The organism is Sphingomonas rhamnosi, assembly GCF_036663615.1.
Lineage (GTDB): Bacteria > Pseudomonadota > Alphaproteobacteria > Sphingomonadales > Sphingomonadaceae > Sphingomonas.
Genome location: NZ_JAXOJJ010000001.1, coordinates 598,271 through 621,429, shown reverse-complemented (window position 1 = coordinate 621,429; position 23,159 = coordinate 598,271). Strand labels below are relative to the sequence as shown.

Below are 23,159 nucleotides of genomic sequence, written 5' to 3'. Positions count from 1 at the left end.
GGCCCGCTATATGAGCCTGGCCGAACTCGGCCGCTACGAGCGGATGGAAGCGTATATCATCGTAGGGCGCCTTGAGAGCGAAGGCATCCCCGCGATCGCGTTCGACGGTGAAAGCTCGATCGGCGACGGCAGCTGGCTGCTGATCCCGGTCCGCGTGATGGTCGACGAAGACGATCTTGCCGAAGCGCGTGCGATCCTCACTGCCTGAAAATCGGGCAGATCCGCGACGCTGCCCGATTTTTGCCGTCCGGCGACCCGGCGTTTCGCGGCCGAAACGATCCGCCACAGGCTGAGCGCAATTGGCACGATGATTGCGAGACCTCTTCCGTGCAACTGGGGAAGGGGGCGCGATGAAACTCGTCATTGCCATCATCAAGCCGTTCAAGCTCGACGAGGTCCGCGAGGCGCTCACCGGCATCGGTGTCGCCGGCATGACCGTTACCGAGGTCAAGGGATTCGGTCGCCAGAAGGGCCAGACCGAAATCTATCGCGGGGCCGAATACAGCACCAACATGGTGCCCAAGATCAAGATCGAGGTGGTCTGCGCGACCGACCTGGCCGAGCGCGTCGTCGAGACGGTGCAGGCGTCGGCGAACACCGGTGCGATCGGCGACGGCAAGATCTTCGTGCTCGACGTCAGCCAGGCGGTGCGGATTCGCACCGGCGAAACCGACGATTCGGCGCTCTGAGGGGGATGAGATGATGCAAGCTTTGAAGAGGGTCGCAATGCTGGCGGGGGGCGTCGGCACCGCCGCGTTCGCCGCCATGCCCGCCTGGGCGCAGGCGCCTGCCGCCGCGGCGCCGTTCGTGCCGACCGCCGAGATGGTCAACAAGGGCGACACCAGCTGGATGCTGATCTCGTCGGCGTTGGTGCTGATGATGTCGGTGCCCGGCCTCGCGCTGTTCTACGGCGGCCTGGTCCGCACCAAGAACATGCTGTCGGTGCTGATGCAGGTACTGATGATCGTCTGCGTCGCGTCGCTGGTCTGGGTCTGCTGGGGCTACAGCATGGCGTTTACGCCCGGATCGGGTGCGACCGCGCCGTTCGTCGGCGGCTTTTCGAAGGCGTTCCTCAACGGGGTCAACGCCGGCACCTTCGCCGCGACCTTCTCGAACGGCGTCTACATCCCGGAATTCGCCTATGTCGTGTTCCAGATGACCTTTGCGTGCATCACGCCCGCGCTGATCGTCGGTGCGTTCGCCGAACGCGTGAAGTTCACCCCGCTGATCATCTTCGTCGTCGCCTGGCTGACGCTCGTCTATTTCCCGATCGCGCACATGGTCTGGTACTGGGCGGGCCCGGACTTCCTGCCGACGCAGCCGGGTGACTATGGTTTCCTCTACGGCAAGGGCGCGCTCGATTTCGCCGGCGGCACCGTGGTCCACATCAACGCAGGGATCGCCGGGCTGGTCGGCTGCCTCGTGATGGGCAAGCGCCTGGGCTACAAGAAGGAGCCGATGGCGCCGCATTCGCTGACGATGACGATGATCGGCACCTCGCTGCTGTGGGTCGGTTGGTTCGGTTTCAACGCGGGCTCCAACCTGGAGGCGAACGGCGTCACCTCGGTCGCGTTCATCAACACCTATGTCGCCACGGCGGCCGCCGCGGTGTCGTGGGCGATCCTCGACCAGATCATCCACAAGAAGCCGTCGCTGCTCGGCGCTGCCACGGGTGCGGTCGCCGGCCTCGTCGCGATCACCCCGGCATCGGGGTTCGCAGCGCCGATGACGTCGATCCTGATCGGGCTGATCGTCTCGCCGCTGTGCTTCTTCTTCGTGACCACCGTGAAGAACAAGTTCGGCTATGACGACACGCTCGACGTGTTCGGCGTGCACTGCGTCGGCGGCATCTTCGGCGCGATCGCGACCGGCGTGGTCGCCGATCCGGCGCTCGGCGGTCAGGGCTGGTTCGACTACACTGCCAAGGTGGCGGTGGCCGGCAAGTACGACATGGCAGGCCAGTTGATCACCCAGATCGAGGCGGTCGGCATCACCCTGTTGTGGTCGGGCCTGGTGTCCGCCGCGCTGTTCATCCTGCTCGACAAGACGATCGGCCTGCGTCCGTCGGACGACGTCGAGTCCGAAGGGCTCGACATCAACGAGCATGGCGAACGCGCCTACAATTACTGAGTTCGGGCGGGCCGCAACGGTCCGCCCCACCGATGTTCCTCCTGCGGACCACCTCAGCCCGGTACGGCAACGTACCGGGCCTTTTTTTGGCGATCGACGGAGACATGTTCGATGGCGTTTCGCGCCGCGCGTGTCTCGCGCCGTTCTCCCGCGAAGGCGGGAGCCCAGGGTACGGAACGCCGCGCTGCTTGGCTCCTGGACTCCCGCCTTCGCGGGAGAACGGCGGGGTGCCGGCTAAGCCACCAGCCGCCGGATATCGAGCACGTCGATTCCCGCCAGCGCGACATCGCCCAGCGTCCGGTCGCCCGTCTCGATCAGCATCCCGCCCGCGGTCGATCGCACCGCGCGCCACGCGACCTCGCGCACCACCAGCTTCCGCCCGCGGCGCTTGACCGCCGCGACGCGCCCGTCGCCGGTCACCGCCAATGCGCCCTGACCATCCGCGCCGACCACCGCAGCGCTGACCGCAAACCCGCCCAGCGACGCCTCGGCCGCTTCCGCGACCTCCTCGGGTGTGTCGATCCGCACGGGCTTGCGCATCGCGGACCACGCCCAGCCGCCCCCGCCCAGCACCACCACAGCACCGGCCGTAGCGGCCGGCAGGATCCAGGTCATCGCGGGCCCGCGAGCGCGTCCAGCATCGGCCGGATGCCGCTCAGATCATAGCCGGCATCTTCGGCCTGCGCCATCAGCAGGTTCGGGTTGCGCCCGGCCTTCGCCGCCGCCAGCGCCCACAAATTGCAGCTGCGCGTGCCCGACCGGCAATAGGCGAGCACCGGGCCCGTGGACGCGCCGAGCGCCTCGGCCATCGCGTCGAGCTGCGGATGCGAGAAGCCCGCATGCGTCACCGGAATCGCGACATAGGCGAGCCCGGCCGCCTCCGCCGCGGCCTGGATCTCTGCGCCCGATGGCTGATCCGGCTCCTCGTCATCGGGGCGGTTGTTGACGATCGTCTTGAACCCGGCCGCGGCGATTGTCCCGACGTCCGCGACCGTGATCTGCGGCGCGACCGAAATGCTCTCGTTGACGGTACGGATCATGCGAACTCTCGGATCACCTGGAGGAAGGCCTCGCCATAGGCCTCGAGTTTCCGCGCGCCAATGCCCGACAGCATCGCGAGTTGCTGCCCGCTCGCTGGTCGCACCCGCGCCATGTCGCGCAGCACCGAATCGTGGAAGATCACATAGGGCGGCACCCCCGCGTCCTTGGCGAGGTCACGGCGGCGGAGGCGCAACGCCTCGAACAGCGGATCGTCGACCGGATCGGGCACGGCGCCCGGCGCAGCCTTGCGCCGCCGCTCGCGCTTCGGCGGCACGATCACCGACAGCGTCGCCTCGCCCTTCAGGATCGCCTTGGCCGCCGGCCCGAACTCCAGCCCCCCATGCGCATTGGTGCGCAGCGCATCCTTCAGCATCAGCGCGCGCGACACAGGCTTGAGCAGCGCGACCTCGTCGCCATCGACGATGCCATACACCGACAGCGCCTCATGCCCGTTCATCAGGCTCCGCTCGGACGACACGCCGGTCAGGATTCCCTCGATATAGCCGACCCCGAACATCTGCCCGGTGCGGAACACCGCCGACAGGAATTTCCGCGCGGTCTCGGTCGCGTCGACCGCGTTGGTATCGCCCAGGCAATTGTCGCAATTGCCGCAATCCTCGTGCCGCTCCTCGCCGAAATGCTTGAGCAGGATTCGCCGTCGGCAGCCTGCGCTCTCGACCAGCCCGCCCATCGCGGCCAGCCGCGTGCGCTCGCCAGCCTGCCGTTCGGGCTCGACCTCGCCGATCCGCTGGCGCGCGCGCGCGAAATCCTCCGCGCCCCAGAAGAGGTGCGCGATCGCCGGATCGCCGTCGCGCCCCGCGCGCCCGGTCTCCTGATAATAGGCCTCGATCGATTTCGGCAGCCCGGCATGCGCGACGAACCGCACGTCGGGCTTGTCGATCCCCATCCCGAACGCGACCGTCGCGCAGATCACCATGTCTTCGCTCGCGACGAAATCCGCCTGGTTCTTGGCGCGGATGTGCGGGTCTAGGCCCGCATGATAGGCGCGCGTCGGGCGCCCGCTGCGCCCCAGCGCCTCGGCCAGCTTCTCGGTCGCGGCGCGGGTCTGCGCGTAGACGATCCCCGGTCCCGGGATCTTCTCCAGGATATCGGCGATCTGCCGGTTGACGTTGTCGCGCGGCGAGATCGCGTAACGGATGTTCGGCCGGTCGAACCCCGAGATGATCAGCCCGTCCTTGGGCAGCCCCAGCTGTTCGAGAATGTCCGCACGGGTGTGCGCATCCGCGGTCGCGGTCAGCGCGAGCCGCGGCACGTCCGGGAAATGATCGAGCAACGGCCGCAGCAGGCGGTAGTCGGGACGGAAATCATGGCCCCATTCGCTGACGCAGTGCGCCTCGTCGATCGCGAACAGCGACAGCTTCGCCTGGCCGAGCAGGTTGCGGAAACTCTCGTTCGAAGCACGCTCGGGCGCGACGTAGAGCAGGTCGAGGTCGCCGGCGCGGAACCGCGCGATGGTCTCCTCGCGGTTGGTGTCGACGCTGGTCAGCGTCGCCGCCTTGATCCCGACCGCGGTCGCCGCGCGCAACTGGTCGTGCATCAGCGCGATCAGTGGCGAGACGACCACGCACGTCCCGTCGAGCATCGTCGCGGGCAACTGATAGCAGAGCGACTTGCCCGCACCCGTCGGCATGACGGCGAGCGTCCGCTGCCCCGCCAGCACGCGATCGACCACGTCGCGCTGCACCCCGCGGAACTCGGGAAAACCAAAGATGCGCTGCAGGTCGGGAAGGGGGTCTAGGGCCATCGGCGTCGATATAGCGCGCCGCACCCGTCGCGGGAGGGGAAATGCGCCGCGCGGGTGCGAATGTCCGCGAGATGGTCAGCCGCGGTACAGGTCGCGCTTGGTAGAGCCAAAGTTGGCCGCGACCCCGCGGATGAGGTATCCCGCTCCGTGCCCGCTATCCCCGACCTTGGCGGCAACGGCCCGCTCTATCTGCTGATCGCCGCGATCCTCGTCGCGGGGGTGATCGCGCGCCGCGTGCCGGTGCTGCGCGTCGTCACGTCGCTCGCCGGCTGGGGCGTGCTGGCGGTGCTGCTCTACACGCTGATCGACCAGCGCAAGCAGGTCGATCCCTATCTCGGCCGGTTCGCGGCGTTGATCGGGGGCGACGACCAGCGCGTCGTCGGTGGCGAGGTGCGCATCCGCATGGCGCGCGACGGGCATTTCTGGGCACGCGTGCGGATCGGCGGCGTCGAGCGGCGGATGCTGATCGACAGCGGCGCGACGATCACCGCGCTGTCCGATACCGCCGCCGCCGAAGCCGGGCTGAAAGTGCGCGACGGGCTGATCCCGATGATGATCCAGACCGCCAACGGCACGATCCGCGCGCAGACCGCTAGTATCCCCGAACTCCGCCTCGGCGCGATCGTCGCGCGCGATCTCGACGTCGTCGTCTCGCCCGCGTTCGGCTCGACCAACGTGCTCGGCATGAACTTCCTCTCGCGGCTCAAATCCTGGCGCGTCGAGGAGCGCACGCTGATCCTCGTGCCGCATCACCCCCAGAAGACGGTCTGAGCACGTCAAGTGCATCGATAACCACGCCTTTTGGCCGTTGCGCATGCGGTACGATGTGCGACACTCGCGGCCTGGGTTGATGGGAGGGTTGCCGATGATGAAGCGCACCGGGGCGGCGATGCTGCTGTGTCTAGCAAGCGCGGCGGTCGCCAGGGACGCGACGGTCCGCGACGTGCCGATCGGCGGCATGATCGCGGCGACGATCGACGGCCAGCCGGTCAGCCTGCGCGCCGACCCCGCCGCGCCGGGCCTCGTGCTGGTCACCACCGCCACTGCGGAACGCCTCGGCCTCAAGAGCGGCGCGCTGGGCCTCGGCTATTCGGTCGGGCGGCAGGGCGCGATGCAGGCCTCGACGGTCAAGCCGATGACCTTCGACGGTGCGCGCGTGAAGCGGCGGATCGCCTTCCCCAGCCGCAAACACGTCACCGCCGATGCGCGCTGGGTCGGGCGCGCCTATGGTACCGTCGGCGACGGCAGCATCGGGCCCGGATCGCTCCCCGAACCGGTGGTGCGCTTCGCGTTGCGCGCGCCACGCGCCGGCGAGCGGACGCTGGCGCTGCCGCTGGTCGATGGCGGTGGGATGTTCGGTCGACTGTCGGGCGAATTCGCGCAGGTCGTGATCGCCGGCCAGCCGGTGCGCGTCCGATTCGACCCCTATCACCCGCGCACCACCGTCACCGCCAACGCCGCCGCGCTGATCGCGCAAGCGCAGGGCGGGCGGCTGACCGGCGCCACCGAACCGGTCGAGATCGCGTTCGGCATCGCCCGGCCGGTGCGCACGATGACGCTCGCCACGCCGCTCGCGATCGGCCCGCTCGCGGTAACCACGCTCGGCGTGCGCACCGCGGATGTCGGCAGTGCGGCGGCGATCCCCGACGCCGATGCCGCGGCCCCCGACCCGGACGAGATCGTCGTCACCGCCAAGGGCAAACGCGACCCCAAACGCGACCGCCTGACGCTCGGCGCGGATCTGCTCGATCGCTGTTCGTCGATCGTGTTCGACCAGACGAAGAAGCAGGTGCGGCTGACCTGCATCTAAATCCTCCCCGGCACGGGGAGGGGGACCGCGCCCGAAGGGCGGGGTGGAGGGGGGCTTCGGCGAACGCGCCGCTTGCCGACCGCCCCCTCCACCAGCTGCGCTGGTCCCCCTCCCCTTGCAGGGGAGGATTTAGGCGTCTTGCTAATTAGCCGGATAGCTAATATAAGTCGCGCATGGACTCGGTCTTCGACGCCCTTGCGCACCCGACGCGCCGCCGCATCCTCGAGCTGCTGAAACGCGGCGCGATGACCGCGGGGCAGCTCGCCGATGCGTTCGCGGTGTCGAAGCCGACCATGTCGAATCACTTCGCCAAGCTGAAGGCAGCCGGGCTGATCCAGGCCGAACAGCGCGGGACGTCGATCGTCTACACGCTCGACCTGTCGGTGATGGAAGAAGTGGTGATGGGGTTCATGGGCCGGCTGCGCGTCGGCGATACTGAGGGGGACTCATGCGCTACCGAAACCTGATCCTGGCCTCGGCCGTCACCGCCGCCGCGCTTGCCGTCGTCGCCGCGGTCGCGCTCGGGCGGCTGCCGGCGGGCACGCAGCTGCCGACGCACTGGGGCGCGAGCGGGCTGCCCGATCGCTTCGCCGCTGCAGGGACCGCGCTGTTCATGCCGGTCGGCGTGACGATCCTCCTGTCGCTGGTGATGGCCGCGTTGCCGTCGCTTGAACCGCTGCAGGACAGGCTCGCCCAATCCGCGCCGCTCTACCGCACCGCCTGGGCTGGACTGCTCGGCATGGCCGTGCTCGTCGAAGCGATGATCGCGGCGCCCGCCTTTGGGATCGTGCTTCCCGTCACGACGATCCTGGCGGGCGTAGGGATATTCTTCGCGGTGCTCGGCAATGTGCTGCCCAAATCGCGCCCGGGCTTTTTCGTCGGCATCCGCACGCCATGGACGATTTCCGATCCCGACAATTGGATCGCGACGCACCGCTATGGCGGGCGGATGATGATGGCCGGCGGCGCGGCTTTGCTGGTGCTGGCGGCGGTGCCGATGCAGGGTGAGTCGCGAGGGTCGTTCGTGATCACGATCCTGCTCGCGACTTTCGCGACGCCGGTGGTCTACTCCTTCTTCTACTGGCGCGTAACGCGTCGGCGCGTCTAGACTATTCCGCTGCCAGCGCGCCGACTTCCTCGCGCTCCTGCGCCTGGCGCGCCCACATCTCGGCATAGATGCCGTCGCGCCGCAGCAGCTCGGCATGCGTGCCGGTCTCGGCGACGCGGCCGGCGTCGAGCACGACGATCTGGTCGGCCTGCACCACGGTCGACAGCCGGTGCGCGATGACGATCGTGGTGCGGCCGCGCTCGATCCGCTCCAGCGTCTCCAGAATCTCCGCCTCGGTGCGGCTGTCGAGCGCGCTGGTCGCTTCGTCGAGGATCAGGATCGGCGGGTTCTTGAGGAGGGTGCGGGCGATCGCCACGCGCTGCTTCTCGCCGCCCGACAGCTTCAGCCCGCGTTCGCCGACCCGCGTCGCATAGCCGATCGGCTGGCGCTCGATGAATCCCGCGATCGCCGCGCCCTTCGCCGCCGCCTCGACCTCGGCCATCTCCGCGCCCTCGCGGCCATAGGCGATGTTGTAGCCGATCGTGTCGTTGAACAGCACCGTGTCCTGCGGCACGATTCCGATCGCCGCGCGCAATGACGCTTGCGTCACGCCCGCGATATCCTGCCCGTCGACCGTGATCCGCCCGCCGGTGAGGTCGTAGAACCGGTAGAGCAGCCGCGCGAGCGTCGACTTGCCCGCGCCCGAACGGCCGACGATCGCGCAGGTCGTGCCCGCAGGCACGTCGAGCGTCAGGTCGGTCAGGATCGGCCGCCCCGCATCGTATCCGAACGACACATGCTCGAACCGCACATGCCCCGTCGTCACCGCCAGCAGGCTCGCATCCGGCGCATCGCGGATCGTCGCGGGGGTATCGATCAGGTCGAACATCGCCGCCATGTCGAGCGCGCCCTGGCGGATCGTGCGATACACCATGCCGAGCAGGTCGAGCGGGCGGAACAGCTGCGCCAGCAGCGTCGACACGAACACCACGTCGCCGGCCGACGCGGTGCCGCGGCTCCACTGCCACACGACATAGGCCATCCCGCCCGCGAGCATCACATTGGTGATCGCGGCCTGCCCGAGGTTCAGCCACGCGAGCGAATTCTCGCTCTTCACCGCCGCCTCGGCATAGGCGGCAATCGCGCTGTCATAGCGTTTCGCCTCGCGCTCCTCCGCGCCGAAATATTTGACCGTCTCGAAATTCAGCAGCGAATCCACCGCGTGCGCGACCGCCCCGGTGTCGAGGTCGTTCATCCGCGCGCGCAGCGCGTTGCGCCAGTCGGTGACCATCCGCGTGAAGAGGATATAGCCGACCACCATCACCACCGTCGCCGCGACCAGCGGCCAGCCGAACTTGGTCCAGAACAGCCCGAGCACCAGCGCCAGTTCGAACACCGTCGGCGCGATGTTGAACAGCAGGAAATACAGCATCGTGTCGATGCTCTTGGTCCCGCGCTCGACCACCTTGGTCACCGCACCGGTGCGCCGCGACAGGTGGAAATCGAGGCTCAGCGCGTGGAGGTGCCGGAACACCGTCGCCGCCAGCCGCCGCGTCGCATCCTGCCCGACGCGCTCGAACACCGCGTTGCGCAGATTGTCGAACAGCGTCGTCCCGAACCGCGACGCGGCATAGCCGACCACCAGCAGGATCACGAGCGTGCTCAGGCTGCGATCGTCCGCCGCCATCCGGTCGACCGCGTATTTGAGCGTAAAGGCGGCGCCGAACACCTGGATCAGCTTCGACGCGATCACCAGCAGCATCGCGATCACGATCCGCGCCTTCAGCTGCGGCTGCCCCGCCGGCCACAGGAATGGCAGGAAACGGCGCAGCGTCGGCAACAGCGGCTGGTCGGCGCGGGTGGTGGAGGAAATGGTGTCAGGTGGCATTGCTTCAGCCGATGTAGGCGCAGTCAAGCCCATGCGAAAGCATTTGGGGGAACAATCCTGCCGCTTCGTCGCTTTTTCCTTCGAACTGGAGGCACGAAATGGAACCGTTGTTCTACGTCATGGCGATCATGGGTTGCGGCGACGGCAACACGCAATGCACCGAGGCGCGCATCGTCCGCGCGCGCTATGAATCGATGGCGCAGTGCCGCGCCGCGCTGCCCGATCAGCTCGCGCAGAACACCGATGTGCCCTTTCCGATGATCGGCGCGAATTGCCGCACGGCGGGGTCGCAGATCGCAAAGACCGGCAAGATGAAGACCCAGGGGTAAGCGTCATGCCGGACTTGTTCCGGCATCCATGGTGCCCCGAACCCCGGACCATCGAGCACGCGGAGCGATGGACCCCGGACCACGTCCGGGATGACGAAGTTACCGCGGCCGCGTCCACAACCCCGGATCGCGCGGCGTTCGCGGATACAGTCGCTCGCGCCCCACCGCCTCCCGCGCAGCGCGCGCGATGAACCCCAGCTTCTGCCACCCCGACGTCGTCACCCGGTGGTCCCACGCATGTTCCCCCCGTGCGGCAACCTCGCGCCCGATCGCACCATAGATACCCGCCGCCGCCAGCACCGCCCAGGCCGATCGGAACGGCAGCGTCGGAGTCCCCTCGCGTGCGCTAGCCTCGAACGCCGCGCCGCGCGCCGCCATCCGCTTGGTCAGCACCGCTAGGCGCGACCGGAACGGCGGCTTCATGTGCTGTCCGGGCGGGAAATCCATCTCGACCAGCCAGTCCTCGGGGACGTAGCAGCGCCCGACCCGGTCATCCTCCTCGATATCGCGCGCGATATTCGCCAGCTGGAACGCCATCCCCAGGTCGCACGCGCGGTCGAGCGTCTCCTCGTCGTCCGGGTCGACGCCCATCACCACCGCCATCATGCACCCGACGGCGCCGGCGACATGGTAGCAATATTTGTACAGGTCGTTCTCCGACCGCGGCACCCATTCGCGCGCGTCGAGCGCGAACCCGGCGATCAGGTCGCGCGCGAACCGGTGCGGCATCCGCGTCTCGGCGGCGACGATGCGCAGCGCGTCGAACGCGGGTTCGCCGACGACGTCGCCCGCGAGCGCGGCCTCGGTCATCGCCGACAGTCGCTCGAGCCGCACCTGCGCATCGGCGACGACGGTCATGCCGTGGCCATGGTCCTGTCCGTCGGCGATGTCGTCGCACGCGCGGCACCACGCATAGAGCAGCCACGCGCGCTCCCGCGTCGCCTTGTCGAACAGCATGCTGGCGGCCGCGAAGCTCTTAGACCCCCGCGAGATCGACTCATGCGCGGCGGCGACGATCGCGTCGCGCGAGGGCAGGGCGCCAGCCACTACCGTTCTCCCGCGAAAGCGGGAGCCCAGGGTTCCGGGCGCCGCACTCCGGAACCCTGGACTCCCGCCTTCGCGGGAAAACGGCAGCTCACAGATCGTCCGCCTTCATCCGGATGATCGGCTGCGTCGGCACATGCGCGCCCATCCGGTCGAGCAGCACGTCGAGCGTATCCGCAATGATCAGCAGATCGCGGTGCTGCTCCCGCAAGAACCCGACCTCGCCCATCTTTTCCCAGAACGCGATCAGGTGGTCGTAATAGCCCGCGGTGTTCAGCAGCCCGACCGGATCGGTGTGATAGCCGAGCTGCGCCCAGCTCAGCGCCTCCCACAATTCGTCCATCGTGCCCGTCCCGCCGGGGATCGTGACGAAGCCGTCGGCCAGATCGGTGAACTTCGCCTTGCGCTCGTGCATCCCGCTGACGACGTGCAGTTCGGTGAGGCCACGATGCGCGACCTCGGCATCGACCAGCGCCTGTGGGATCACGCCGATCACCTCGCCGCCCGCCGCCAGCGCGCTATCGGCGATCGCGCCCATCAGCCCGAGCCGTCCGCCGCCATAGACGACCCCGATCCCCCGCTCGGCCAGAGTCCGCCCGATCTCCCGCGCGGCGTCGATATAGGTCGTATCGGCCGGCGTCGCCGACCCGCAATAGATTGCAAGGCGTTTCATGCGGGCAGCGCTACGCGACGTTCGGGCGCTTCTTCAAGGAAGAAGTGGGTTCACGCGGAGGCGCGGAGACGCGGAGGATGTCCCGCCCGGAACGGGCTATACCTATCAAGCTCGGTTGGGATGAAGGTCGCTACGCGACAAGCGAACCACCTCCGCGTCTCCGCGCCTCCGCGTGAACCAACCTTCTACCGTCCTTCTTCCAACATCAGCCGCGCAGTCGCCTTCGCGCTGCCGACGACGCCCGGGATTCCCGCCCCCGGATGCGTCCCCGCGCCGACGAAATACAGGTTCGGGATCGCCTCGTCCCGGTTGTGCACCCGGAAATACGCGCTCTGCGTCAGCGTCGGCTCCAGCGAGAAGGCCGACCCCAGATGCGCGTTCAGATCCTCCGCGAAGTCGCTCGGCGCGTACGAGAACTTCGTCACGATCCGCTCGTGGATATCCGGGATCAACCGCCGCCCGATCTCGTCGAGGATGCGCTTCTCCAGCACCGGCGCGATCTCGTCCCAGTCGACCGGGAATTTGCCCATGTGCGGCACCGGCGCCAGCGCGTAGAAGGTCGAATGCCCTTCCGGTGCCAGGCTCGGATCGGTCACGGTCGGATGGTGCAGGTACAGCGAGAAATCCTCGGCCAGCACGCCGTGGTCGTAAATGTCCTCGAGCAGCCCCTTATAGCGCGGTCCGAACAGGATCATGTGGTGCGGGATGCCCGGCCACGTCCCCTTGATCCCGAAATGCACGACGAACAGCGACGGCGAGTACTTCTTCCGCTCGAGCGACGCCTTCTTGCGCTGCGCACTGCGCGAGCTGGCGAGCAGGTCGCGGTAGGTGTGCATGATGTCGCTGTTCGCCGCGACCGCATCCGCTGTGGCGGACCAGCCGCTTGCCGTCGTCACGCCGGTGGCGCGATCGCCCAGCGTCTCGATCGACGTCACCGGATCGTCGAGCCGCAGCACGCCGCCGATCCGCTCGAAATGCGTCACCATGCCGGCGACCAGCCGGTTGGTGCCGCCGCGCGCGAACCACACCCCGCCGTCGCGCTCCAGCTTGTGGATCAGCGCATAGATCGCGCTCGTCGTCATCGGATTGCCGCCGACCAGCAGCGTGTGGAACGACAGCGCCTCGCGCAGTTTCTCCGATTTCACGAACCCCGACACGATCGAATAGACCGACCGCCACGCCTGGTACTTGGCCAGGCTCGGCGCCGCCTTGATCATCGACCCGAAGTCGAGGAACGCGACATGGCCGAGCTTTTCATAGCCTTCGCGGAACACGCCCGCCGAATAATCGAGGAACTTCAGATACCCCGACCAGTCCTCGGGATGCAGCTTCTCGATCTCCGACCGCATCTGCGTGTCGTCGTTGGTATAGTCGAAATTGGTCCCGTCGGGCCAGTTGAGCCGGTAGAACGGCAGCACCGGATCGAGGGTCACGTCCTCGCTCATGTCGCGCCCGGTCAGCGCCCATAGTTCGCGCAGGCAATCGGGATCGGTGATCACCGTCGGCCCGGCATCGAAGGTGAAGCCGTCGCGTTCCCAATAATAACCGCGCCCGCCCGGTTTATCGCGCGATTCGACGATCGTCGTCTGCACCCCGGCGGATTGCAGCCTGATCGCGAGCGCGAGCCCGCCGAATCCGGCCCCGATAACGATCGCTGTCTTCATGATCATAGTCTGCCTACGATGGCGCGAAGGGCCCGTAAAATGGGGATGGGGGGTTTGCCGGTCAAGATACGGGCCTTGTCGATCAGCGTCGATTTGCCCGCGTAGAACCGACCGACCAAAGGCGGCGAAAGCCGGTAGAAGCGTTCGAGCACGCGGTAGCGCTCCTCGGGCTCGGCCGCGCGGAACAGCATCGTGTCGAGCATCCGGTAGAAGCCGCGCGCCTTCCACGTCTTGCGCGCCATCGCATAGGTCGCGTCGTGCAGCGCCAGCCCTGAAAAATCGCGGCGGTTCGCCAGCATCGCCGCGGTACGCACCGCATCGGGCAGCGAATAGCCGGTGGTCGGGTGGAACATCCCCGCGCGCATCCCGGCCTTGCCGACGCGCGCGCCGCTCGATCGCCAATAGGCGTCGAAATCGCCACCCAGCGCGACCGGCAGCACGCCCGATTCCTCGCGCGCCGCCTGCGCCACGCGCCAGCCGCTCGCCGCGGCATAGTCGTGGATGCGCGTCGTCAGCGTCTCGACGTCGAGGTCTGGGGTGTCGCTGTAATAGGTGTCCTCGACGAACATCCGGTCGTCGCCCATCGGCAGGCAATAGACGAAGCGATAGCCGTCGATCTGCGGCACGGTTGCGTCCATCACGATCGGTACCGGGCTCTCGTGCGGCGCGTGCAGCACCAGTTCGCGCCCGACGAATTTCTGCCAGCCGAGGTCGAGCAGCGACAGGTCGCCGGGCCCGCGCGCGTCGATCACCCCGGTCGCCTCGATCCGGTCGCCATCCGCCAGCACGACCGCGGTGGCGCTCGCCGCCAGCACCTTGCGGCCCAGCATCAGCGCGTGCGGCGGCAGCACCCGGCGCACGTCCTGGTCGAGCCGCTCGCTCTCGATCGAATGATAGGTCGCCTCGATCGTCCGCGCATGCGCGGGGAAGCGAATGTCGTAGCGCGGCCAGGCATGCACCACGAGCGGATCGACGATCCACCGATCGGCCTTGGCGACGTCGCTGCCGAAGAACGACCAGACATGATTGCCGCCGACCGTCTGCGCGGAATCGATCAGCCGGACGTCGAGCGTGGGATGTTTCGCCTTGAGTGCCAGCGCGATCAGCCCGCCGGCCAGGCCGGCGCCGACGATCGCGACGTCGCAGGAGATCGTCGATGCCATTCCCGACGACTATCGCAATCCGCCAACGCGGAGAAGCCGGGAAAATCCCCGTGCTCCTGCGAAAGCAGGAGCCCAGGGTTACGGGGCACACCGCCGGCGACTCCTGGACCCCTGCTCTCGCAGGAGAACCGCAGTTTCGTGGCGCCAGTGGATCGACATTATAGCAGTCCGCGATAGCATCTGCCGATGACCCCACCCGTCCTCAGCACCCCGCGTCTCACGCTCGCCGGCCACGCTGCCACCGATCTGGAGGACTGCGCCGCGCTGTGGGCCGACCCGCGAGTCTACGCGATGATCGGCGGTCAGCCGCGGTCACGCGAGGATGTCTGGATCCGCCTGCTCCGCTCGGTCGGGCAGTGGACGCTGTTCGGCTATGGCGCGTGGATCGCGCGTGAGACCGCCACCGGGCGGCTGGTCGGCGAACTCGGCCTGATCCAGGCACGGCGCGCGATCGACCCGGGAATCGACGACGCCCCCGAACTCGGCTGGGCGCTCGCCGGCGACGCGCAGGGGCAGGGCTATGCGTCGGAAGCGCTCGCCGCGATCTTCGCCTGGGCCGACCCGCGCATCGCGCGCACCTGCTGCATCATCGACCCCGCCAACGCCCCCTCGCTCCGCCTCGCCGCGCGGTTCGCCTACAGCGTCCGCACCACCGGCACCTACCAGGCCAAACCGATCCTGATCCTCGACCGTGCCGCCAGCGTGCACACGCCTCTGCTGACGGAACCTCGATGCAAAACTTAAAGATTTTGCATCATGAGGACGTCGCTATCGCGCGCCGATTGCCGGCGCTCGTGGAGAATGCCAAGATCGGGATATGCTGACTTTCCTACCAGTCTTGCTTGCCGCTGCGCCGGCTGTTGCAACGCCCTGTACGACAGGCGCTTGGGCTTTGCAGGCTAGCGGTCAGACGATTTTTCGTATCGAGATCAGCACAACGCCCTCCAGTACGACAGCGACATGGGAGCGGCCTGAACATTTCGAGACAGATGGCGAAAGCTTCTCGCGAGTTAGCGGTCCAACGGTTCGTCGTTCGGCACGGAGTGCCAAGTTGGTGAACGGGGACGTCGAACTCAGCTTTGATGATCCAGCACCGGGAGCTACTCCCGACATTTTCCGACTGCGTTGCATCGGCCCAGACCATCTCAATGCCACCTATCAGGGAACGGGGTTTGAACCTTTCGATTTCATCAGGATACAAGCCAAGGGGGTACCACTAGGCCCTTGGGATGCTGGACGTAGTTATGTTCGTGTGGTTACCCGACCAACAAACGTCGAAATGACTGCTATTTTCGATGCAGATCAAGCAGATCGCCAAGCCGAGCGTATCGATTGGTCGATCGTCGGCCCAGCGGACAAGAAACGTCAGATTCGCACTGATGAATTGCTCAGCTCGGGTGCTCTCCAGAGCGGCGATGACTTCTACCATGCCGCCTTCGTTTTCCAGCATGGCAGTGTGGCAGACGACTACCTAAAGGCGCATCTTCTTGCCATGATTGCTGCCGCGAGAGGTAAACCAGGAGCCGTGTGGATCGCATCCGCGACACTCGACAGGTATCTTCAAGCCATTGGTAAGCCTCAGGTGCTCGGTACCCAATATAAGATACCAAAAGGGACTCCGGCCACTCAAGAACCGTATGACCGTGCTCTAGTGTCCGACGCCATGCGCAAGGCGCTTCATGTTCCACCTATATCCGAGCAGGAACAGCGGCGGCAGCAGTATACAGTGAAGGCTTTAGAGCCGAAAAAACCGTAAATTTACCGGGAACGGGTGCCGGGTTTCTGCTCGCTTAATTCGCCCTTCTGGAATCCACCATTTTCCGGTTTCTGATGCGAAAATCACAAGTTTTGCATCAAACCGGAAGTCGAAGGAATCCCGGCTCTTGCACGATGCACATATCCGATGCGTATCGCGGCATACGAAACGTGACGCGCCCCCAGACCGCTCGACCAACCCCATTACCCCGCACCGCAAAACCCCCTATACACCCGCTCATGACGATCGCCCTGGCCATCCTCCTCTCCGCGCTCGCGATGACCGTCATCGTCGGCGTGCGCTATCTGATCGTGTCGGGCGCGTTCGCGGCGGCGACGCGGGTGCGGCATCCCGGGCTCTACCGCGGGCTCGACGCGCAGATGCGCCGCGAGATCTGGTGGAGCGTCGCCTCGGCCGCGATCTACGGCGTGCCCGCCGGGATCGTCGCCTGGGGCTGGCAGAATCGCGGCTGGACGCAGGTCTATACCGACGTCCACGCCTATCCGCTCTGGTATCTGCCGGTGTCGGTGGTCGCCTATCTGTTCGCGCACGACACCTGGTTCTACTGGACGCACCGCTGGATGCACCGACCGCAGCCGTTCCGCATCGCGCACGCCGTCCACCACGCCAGCCGACCGCCGACCGCCTGGGCGGCGATGGCGTTCCACCCGATCGAGGCGATCACCGGTGCTGTGGTAATTCCGCTACTGGTGTTCGCGATTCCGATCCATATCGGCGCGCTCGGATTGGTGCTGAGCGTGATGACGGTTATGGGCGTCACCAATCACATGGGGTGGGAGGTTTTCCCCCGGTTCATGTGGGCCGGTCCAATGGGGGGCTGGCTGATCACCGCGAGCCACCATCAGCGGCATCACGAACAATATGGGTGCAATTATGGCCTCTATTTCCGGTTCTGGGATCGGCTGTGCGGCACCGACCGTGGCCTTGGCGACTTCGCGAAAGCGCACGCCCGCGCGGCGCGCGCTCACGGCGGGGGGGCTGGCGGTGCTGGCCTCGACGCTGATCGGCGCGGCGCCGGTCGGCCGGCTTGATATCGTCGTCGACAATCTGCGCTCGGCCAAGGGGCTGATCCGCATCTGCCTGACCGCAGATCCCGACAATTTCCCCGCCTGCGTCGATGATGCGCGCGCCGTCACGCGCAATGTGCCCGCACGCGAATCGACGATCGACATCACCGGCCTGCCGCGCGGCAATTACGCGTTCGCGGTGATCCATGACGAGAATGGCAACGCCAAGCTCGACACCATTGCCGGCATCCCGCGCGAGGGCTTCGGCTTCTCGCGCAACCCCGCCTCGACCTTCGGGCCGCCGCGGTTCGCCGCCGCCCGCTTCGCGCTGGATGGCGATGCCGAAAAGCAACAGGTCAAAATGCGTTACATCTTCTGACCCGATTGTTGTGGACCAAATCGCATTGACCTGCGTTGCGTCCGGGAACCTATTTCTCCGGAGCGAAATCTTGCGCGCATCAACCCTGATCTTCACCGCGGCCGCTTTGGCCGCGACTTCGCCTGCTTTCGCGCAGGACGCGCCGAACGCAGCGCCTCCCGGCGCCGGCGGTTCCGCGGCCGCTGACGACAATCGCCTGACGATCGGCATCGGTGCGGCTTCGCTGCCCGATTACGAAGGCGCCAGCAAGAACGTCATCACCCCCGGCGCGGTCGCGATCGGCGTCGTCGGCGGGCATGATTTCTTCACCCGCGGCACGCAGCTCTACGTCAACCTGCTCAAGACGCAGCCGGGGCCGGTGCTCAATTTCGAACTCGGCGCGATCGGTTCGCTGCGCTTCCAGCGCACCGGCAAGGTCGACAACCGCCAGGTCCGCGCGCTCGGCGAGATCGACACCGCGTATGAGGCCGGCGGCTATGTCGGCGTGTCGAAGACTGGCGTCATCACCAGCCCGTACGACACGCTCACCGCGCGTGTCGCCTATGTCCACGATGTGTCGGGCACGCATGACAGCTATGTGATCACGCCGCAGATCAACTACACCACGCCGCTGTCGATCCGCACCTTGGTGTCGCTCGGCGCCTCGGCGGATTATGTCGGCAAGGGCTATGGCCGCACCTATTTCGGCGTGACGCCGATCGGCACCACGCTCAGCGGCCTGCGCACCTACGACATCGGCGACGCCGGCTTCAAGAACTTCAACGTCTCGGCGTTCGTGCTGCAGAGCCTGTCGGGCGACATCCGTCACGGCCTCGGCGTCGGCGCGGGCGTGCTCTACGGCAAGATGCTCGGCAAGTATAAGAACAGCCCGCTGGTGCGCGACGTCGGCGATGCCGACCAGCTCGCGGTCGCCGCCGGCCTGACCTACACCTTCTGACCGGCCATTCCGGCGGCTTGTCCGCCGGAGTGTCTGTATCGATCTATGAAATTATTCGCCCGCCCGGATGCATCCGGGCGGGCTTTTCGTGCGTAACTGTCTTGGCCGAACAAATAAAACGTCGGCAGGCCAGCCGGACCGAACGTTTTGTCACCCGACGACAACCCATTCGTGATCACCATCTAGGGAGGATCCTGACATGACCGAGAGCGCCCATCTTATCGAGGCCCTCGACGCCCGCGTCGAGCGACGCGTCGAACGCCGCAACTTGTTCAAGGCCGTTCTCGGCACCGCCGCAGTCGGCGCCGGGGCGTTCGCCTTCGCCAGTGCCGCGCAAGCCCAGGCCGTCACCGATGCCGACGTCCTGAACTTTGCGCTCAACCTCGAATATCTCGAGGCCAATTTCTATTATTACGCCGTGTTCGGCACGCCGATCCCGGCCACCTCGACCACCGGCGTCGGCACCCCCGTGCTGACCACCGCGCTGCCGCTGAACGCCGGCGCCCGCGCGGTGACGTTCACCGATCCGGTCGTTGCGCAATATGCCCGCGAGATCGCCGCCGACGAACTGGCGCACGTCAACTTCCTGCGTTCGGCACTCGGTGTCGCCGCGGTCGCGCAGCCCGCAATCGATGTCGGCATCACCCCCGATGGCGCCTTCAGCAGTGCGGCACGCGCGGCCGGTCTGATCGGCGCCAGCACGGCGACCGCGCCGACCTTCTTCGATCCCTATGCGAACGACGAGAGCTTCCTGCTCGGCGCGTTCATCTTCGAGGATGTCGGTGTCACCGCCTACAAGGGCGCCGCACCGCTGATCACCAACAAGACCTATCTCGAGGCCGCCGCCGGCATCCTTGCGGTCGAGGCCTATCACGCCGCGATCGTCCGCACCGTGCTGTACCGCAAGGGCATGGGCACGCCTGCAGTCGGCACCACCCCGGCGATTGCCGCGCAGCCGGCGATCCTGACCAATGTCGGCAAGATTTCGGACGCCCGCGACTCGCTCGACGGCACGACCGATCTCGATCAGGGCGTTGCCCCGATCACGACCGGCACCGGCCTGCAGTCGAACATCGCGCCGCTCGACAACAACGGTCTCGCCTACAGCCGCAGCGCCGCGCAGGTGCTCAACATCGTCTACCTGAACAAGGCGGCGGTCACGATGGGCGGGTTCTTCCCGGCCGGCGTCAACGGCAGCATCAAGACCAGCGCGAACAACGCCTGATCCGAGCAGAGGACACGTACCATGATCCAGAACAATCTGATGCTCGAGATCCTCGAGCGCTCCGACGACCGCCGCACTGCCCGCCGTCGTTTCATGAAGTTCGCCGGCGGCGGCATCGCCGCGACCGCGGGCCTGTCGCTGCTGTCCGCATGCGGTGACGACGACGACCAGAACACGCCCGCGCCGACGCCGACCCCGACCCCGACGTCCGAGGCGCAGATCGATATCGACGTCCTGAACTTCGCGCTGAACCTCGAATATCTCGAGGCGACGTTCTACTCCTACGCCGCGTTCGGCGCGCCGCTGTCGCCCGCCGTCACCAACGGCGTCGGCACGGCCGGGACCGTCACCGGTGGCCGCGCGGTCAACTTCACCGATCCCGTCGTCCAGCAATATGCCCGCGAGATCGCGGCAGACGAAGTCGCGCACGTCAACTTCCTGCGCAATGCACTTGGCAGCGCTGCGGTGGCCCTGCCGGCGCTCAACATCGATGGCGGCGCGAACGGCGCCTTCACCGCGGCGGCACGCGCGGCAGGCCTCGTGCCCGCGACCGGCACCTTCGATGCCTATGCCAGCGACGAGAACTTCCTGCTCGCCGCGTTCATCTTCGAGGATGTCGGCGTCACCGCGTACAAGGGCGGCGCCCCGTTGCTGGTCAACAAGACCTATCTCGAGGCAGCTGCAGGCCTGCTCGCGGCCGAGGCCTATCACGCCGGCCTGATCCGCACCGTGCTCTACGCAAAGGGTGTCCAGACCCCGGCGCTGCGCACCTCGGCGGATGCGATCTCGAACGCGCGCGACTCGCTCGACGGCGCGTCCGACATCGATCAGGGCATCACCGGCACGGGCACCGGCCTGACCGGTACGTCCAACATCGTGCCGACCGACGCCAACGGCATTGCCTTCAGCCGTTCGGTCGCGCAGGTGCACAACATCGCGTACCTGACCAACACCGCGAAGATCGGCGGCGGCTTCTTCCCCGCAGGTACCAACAACCGCACCGACGCGCTGCGGAGCAGCGGCGCGTTCTGATCGTTCTTTAGTCGATCAAATGGGGCGTCCGGCCAGTCCGGGCGCCCCTTTTTCGTTTGTAGTGCGCCAGCTTGCGCCTATGCTGATCCCATCCCCGGGGAAGCGCTTCGACTGCGCTTGAGAGGAGGGCAGGAGCCTTCGACCCGCTGAACCTGATCCGGCCCCGCTGAAATGGGCTCACCGGCGTAGGGAGGGAAGCGGTGCCCGCCCAAGGACCCGTCTCTCTCCGAACATGGAGAATGCACGTGGCCGACATCGACAGCCCCATCGAACGCACCCCACAGCCCGCGATCGGCGTCACCACCGGCCCGATCCGCGGCAGCCGGAAGATCCACGTCGCGGTGCCGACCAGCCCCGACGTCCGCGTCGCGATGCGCGAGATCGTCCTCGACCCGAGCTGCTCCGAACCCCCCTTGCGCGTCTACGACACCAGCGGCCCCTACACCGACCCCCGCGCACAGATCGACATCAACGCCGGCCTGCCCCCGATCCGCAGCGCCTGGATCGCGGCCCGCGGCGACGTCGAGTCCTACGACCCCCGCGAAGTCCGCCCCGAGGACAATGGCCAGCTCGGCCCCGACCGCTCGGGCGGCGTGCCCCAATTCCCCGCTGCGCACCGCCGCCCGCTGCGCGCGAAACCCGGCCACAATCTCAGCCAGATGCACTATGCCCGCCGCGGCATCATCACGCCCGAGATGGAATATGTCGCCACCCGCGAGAATCTCGGCCGCGCGATGCTCAAGGACTACAAGCGCGATGGCGAGAGCTTCGGCGCGTCGATCCCCGACTATGTCACCCCCGAATTCGTCCGCGACGAGGTCGCCCGCGGCCGCGCGATCATCCCCAACAACGTCAACCACCCCGAATCCGAACCGATGGCGATCGGCCGCAACTTCCTGGTCAAGATCAACGCCAATATCGGCAACTCCGCGGTCGCCAGCAACGTCGCGGCCGAGGTCGACAAGCTCGTCTGGTCGATCCGCTGGGGCGCCGACACCGTCATGGATCTGTCGACCGGCCGCAACATCCACGACACCCGCGAATGGATCATCCGCAACTCGCCCGTGCCGATCGGCACCGTGCCGATCTACCAGGCGCTCGAAAAGGTCGGCGGCGTCGCCGAGGACCTGACCTGGGAGATCTTCCGCGATACCCTCATCGAGCAGGCCGAGCAGGGCGTGGATTACTTCACGATCCACGCCGGCGTGCGGCTCGCCTATGTGCCGATGGCGGCCAAGCGCGTCACCGGCATTGTCTCGCGTGGCGGGTCGATCATGGCGAAATGGTGCCTCAGCCACCACAAGGAGAGCTTCCTCTACGAGCGCTTCGACGAGATCACCGAGATCATGAAGGCGTACGACATCGCCTATTCGCTCGGCGACGGCCTGCGCCCCGGCAGCATCGCCGACGCCAACGACGAAGCGCAGTTCAGCGAACTCTACACGCTCGGCGAACTCACCCACCGCGCATGGAAGAGCGACGTCCAGGTCATGATCGAAGGCCCCGGCCACGTGCCGATGCACAAGATCAAGGAGAATATGGAAAAGCAGCTCGAAGTCTGCGGCGAGGCGCCATTCTACACCTTGGGGCCGCTCACCACCGACATCGCGCCCGGCTACGACCACATCACCAGCGGCATCGGCGCCGCGATGATCGGCTGGTACGGCACCGCGATGCTTTGCTACGTCACGCCCAAGGAGCATCTCGGCCTCCCCGACCGCGACGACGTGAAAGTCGGCGTCGTCACCTACAAGCTGGCCGCCCACGCCGCCGATCTCGCCAAGGGCCACCCCGCGGCGCAGATGCGCGACGACGCGCTCAGCCGCGCCCGGTTCGAATTCCGCTGGCGCGACCAGTTCAACCTCAGCCTCGATCCCGACACGGCGGAGAGCTACCACGACCAGACGCTCCCGGCCGAAGGCGCCAAGACTGCCCATTTCTGCTCGATGTGCGGCCCCAAATTCTGCTCGATGCAGATCAGCCAGGAAGTCCGCGACTTCGCGGCCAAGCAGAACGCCTCGGCGGACACGTTCCTCGCGGCGGACGGCGCGAGCGCTGCCGACACCGACCGCGCGCTGTTCGCCAAGGGCGCACATGCGGAGGCCGAGAAGGGGATGGCGGCGATGAGCGAGGCGTTCAAGGAGAAGGGCGGGGAGATCTACCTGCCGGCGGAGTGAAGCCCCGGGCCGCGGACTGCCGGGCAAACCCGCCCGGCGGTCCGTGGTCCCATCGTCCCGCGCCGGGCCG

Annotated in this window: 24 protein-coding genes; 16 read left to right on the top strand and 8 right to left on the bottom strand. The window is 67.0% G+C overall.

Annotated elements, in window-relative coordinates; genetic code table 11:
• Positions 1-10 precede the first annotated feature (10 nt).
• The 3 genes from U1701_RS03055 to U1701_RS03045 all read left to right on the top strand — a co-directional run bounded on the left by U1701_RS03055 (position 11) and on the right by U1701_RS03045 (position 2,130).
• Positions 11-208: a putative signal transducing protein gene (locus tag U1701_RS03055; RefSeq protein ID WP_332781051.1), complete on the top strand. Its 198-nt coding sequence runs from the start codon at positions 11-13 to the stop codon at positions 206-208.
• Positions 209-350: 142 nt separating this feature from the next.
• Complete coding sequence (locus U1701_RS03050; protein ID WP_332781050.1) at positions 351-689, top strand: P-II family nitrogen regulator; 339 nt, start codon at positions 351-353, stop codon at positions 687-689.
• A 13-nt stretch (positions 690-702) separates the two neighbouring features.
• Complete coding sequence (locus U1701_RS03045) at positions 703-2,130, top strand: ammonium transporter (RefSeq protein WP_332781436.1); 1,428 nt, start codon at positions 703-705, stop codon at positions 2,128-2,130.
• Positions 2,131-2,364: 234 nt separating this feature from the next.
• On the opposite strand, the gene U1701_RS03040 is transcribed toward U1701_RS03045, so the two are convergent.
• Genes U1701_RS03040 through recQ form a run of 3 tightly spaced genes read right to left on the bottom strand, consistent with a single transcriptional unit; the run spans position 2,365 to position 4,936 of the window.
• Positions 2,365-2,745 carry a hypothetical protein gene (locus tag U1701_RS03040; protein ID WP_332781049.1) on the bottom strand — a complete coding sequence of 127 codons (381 nt, stop codon included), beginning with the start codon at positions 2,743-2,745 and terminating at the stop codon, positions 2,365-2,367.
• Positions 2,742-3,170, bottom strand: coding sequence for a protein tyrosine phosphatase family protein (locus tag U1701_RS03035; RefSeq protein ID WP_332781048.1), 429 nt, complete (start codon positions 3,168-3,170; stop codon positions 2,742-2,744). The genes U1701_RS03040 and U1701_RS03035 overlap by 4 nt, the downstream gene beginning before the upstream one ends.
• On the bottom strand, positions 3,167-4,936 hold the full coding sequence (recQ, locus tag U1701_RS03030; protein ID WP_332781047.1) for a DNA helicase RecQ: 1,770 nt from the start codon (positions 4,934-4,936) through the stop codon (positions 3,167-3,169). Before recQ ends, U1701_RS03035 begins: the two co-directional genes overlap by 4 nt.
• 147 nt (positions 4,937-5,083) lie before the next feature.
• Here recQ and U1701_RS03025 point away from each other — a divergent pair, with 147 nt between their 5' ends.
• The 4 genes from U1701_RS03025 (at position 5,084) to U1701_RS03010 (ending at position 7,854) form a co-directional block, all read left to right on the top strand.
• On the top strand, positions 5,084-5,707 hold the full coding sequence (locus U1701_RS03025) for a retropepsin-like aspartic protease family protein (RefSeq protein ID WP_332781046.1): 624 nt from the start codon (positions 5,084-5,086) through the stop codon (positions 5,705-5,707).
• 94 nt (positions 5,708-5,801) lie between these two features.
• Positions 5,802-6,746: a hypothetical protein gene (locus tag U1701_RS03020; protein WP_332781045.1), complete on the top strand. Its 945-nt coding sequence runs from the start codon at positions 5,802-5,804 to the stop codon at positions 6,744-6,746.
• Positions 6,747-6,919: 173 nt separating this feature from the next.
• Complete coding sequence (locus U1701_RS03015; RefSeq protein ID WP_332781044.1) at positions 6,920-7,213, top strand: metalloregulator ArsR/SmtB family transcription factor; 294 nt, start codon at positions 6,920-6,922, stop codon at positions 7,211-7,213.
• On the top strand, positions 7,195-7,854 hold the full coding sequence (locus tag U1701_RS03010) for an SdpI family protein (protein WP_332781043.1): 660 nt from the start codon (positions 7,195-7,197) through the stop codon (positions 7,852-7,854). Before U1701_RS03015 ends, U1701_RS03010 begins: the two co-directional genes overlap by 19 nt.
• 1 nt (position 7,855) lies before the next feature.
• Here U1701_RS03010 and U1701_RS03005 read toward each other — a convergent pair whose 3' ends face one another.
• Entirely contained in the window at positions 7,856-9,682 is a 1,827-nt protein-coding gene (locus U1701_RS03005) for an ABCB family ABC transporter ATP-binding protein/permease (RefSeq protein WP_332781042.1), read from the bottom strand.
• A gap of 98 nt (positions 9,683-9,780) precedes the next feature.
• On the opposite strand from U1701_RS03005, the gene U1701_RS03000 reads away from it, so the two are divergent.
• Positions 9,781-10,011 (top strand): hypothetical protein, encoded by a 231-nt coding sequence (locus tag U1701_RS03000; protein WP_332781041.1) that lies wholly within the window; start codon positions 9,781-9,783, stop codon positions 10,009-10,011.
• Between the two features lie 99 nt (positions 10,012-10,110).
• On the opposite strand, the gene U1701_RS02995 is transcribed toward U1701_RS03000, so the two are convergent.
• The 4 genes from U1701_RS02995 to crtY form a co-directional block, all read right to left on the bottom strand.
• A complete protein-coding gene (locus tag U1701_RS02995) occupies positions 10,111-11,058 on the bottom strand; it encodes a phytoene/squalene synthase family protein (RefSeq protein WP_332781040.1) in 948 nt (315 codons plus the stop codon).
• 88 nt (positions 11,059-11,146) lie between these two features.
• Positions 11,147-11,728, bottom strand: a complete 582-nt coding sequence (locus U1701_RS02990; protein WP_332781039.1) for an LOG family protein — start codon at positions 11,726-11,728, stop codon at positions 11,147-11,149.
• 185 nt (positions 11,729-11,913) lie between these two features.
• Complete coding sequence (locus U1701_RS02985) at positions 11,914-13,392, bottom strand: phytoene desaturase (protein WP_332781038.1); 1,479 nt, start codon at positions 13,390-13,392, stop codon at positions 11,914-11,916.
• 2 nt (positions 13,393-13,394) lie between these two features.
• A complete protein-coding gene (gene crtY, locus U1701_RS02980) occupies positions 13,395-14,555 on the bottom strand; it encodes a lycopene beta-cyclase CrtY (RefSeq protein WP_332781037.1) in 1,161 nt (386 codons plus the stop codon).
• Between the two features lie 186 nt (positions 14,556-14,741).
• On the opposite strand from crtY, the gene U1701_RS02975 reads away from it, so the two are divergent.
• The 8 genes from U1701_RS02975 (at position 14,742) to thiC (ending at position 23,089) form a co-directional block, all read left to right on the top strand.
• Positions 14,742-15,299 carry a GNAT family N-acetyltransferase gene (locus tag U1701_RS02975; RefSeq protein ID WP_332781036.1) on the top strand — a complete coding sequence of 186 codons (558 nt, stop codon included), beginning with the start codon at positions 14,742-14,744 and terminating at the stop codon, positions 15,297-15,299.
• A gap of 310 nt (positions 15,300-15,609) precedes the next feature.
• On the top strand, positions 15,610-16,311 hold the full coding sequence (locus U1701_RS02970) for a hypothetical protein (RefSeq protein WP_332781035.1): 702 nt from the start codon (positions 15,610-15,612) through the stop codon (positions 16,309-16,311).
• Positions 16,312-16,550: 239 nt separating this feature from the next.
• Positions 16,551-17,363 (top strand): sterol desaturase family protein, encoded by an 813-nt coding sequence (locus U1701_RS02965; protein ID WP_443025981.1) that lies wholly within the window; start codon positions 16,551-16,553, stop codon positions 17,361-17,363.
• On the top strand, positions 17,317-17,718 hold the full coding sequence (locus tag U1701_RS02960) for a DUF2141 domain-containing protein (RefSeq protein ID WP_332781034.1): 402 nt from the start codon (positions 17,317-17,319) through the stop codon (positions 17,716-17,718). Before U1701_RS02965 ends, U1701_RS02960 begins: the two co-directional genes overlap by 47 nt.
• 70 nt (positions 17,719-17,788) lie before the next feature.
• Positions 17,789-18,655, top strand: a complete 867-nt coding sequence (locus tag U1701_RS02955; RefSeq protein WP_332781033.1) for a MipA/OmpV family protein — start codon at positions 17,789-17,791, stop codon at positions 18,653-18,655.
• Positions 18,656-18,854: 199 nt separating this feature from the next.
• On the top strand, positions 18,855-19,880 hold the full coding sequence (locus U1701_RS02950; protein WP_332781032.1) for a ferritin-like domain-containing protein: 1,026 nt from the start codon (positions 18,855-18,857) through the stop codon (positions 19,878-19,880).
• Between the two features lie 21 nt (positions 19,881-19,901).
• Positions 19,902-20,912 (top strand): ferritin-like domain-containing protein, encoded by a 1,011-nt coding sequence (locus U1701_RS02945; protein ID WP_332781031.1) that lies wholly within the window; start codon positions 19,902-19,904, stop codon positions 20,910-20,912.
• A gap of 239 nt (positions 20,913-21,151) precedes the next feature.
• A complete protein-coding gene (gene thiC / locus U1701_RS02940; protein ID WP_332781030.1) occupies positions 21,152-23,089 on the top strand; it encodes a phosphomethylpyrimidine synthase ThiC in 1,938 nt (645 codons plus the stop codon).
• The last annotated feature ends 70 nt before the right edge of the window (positions 23,090-23,159 follow it).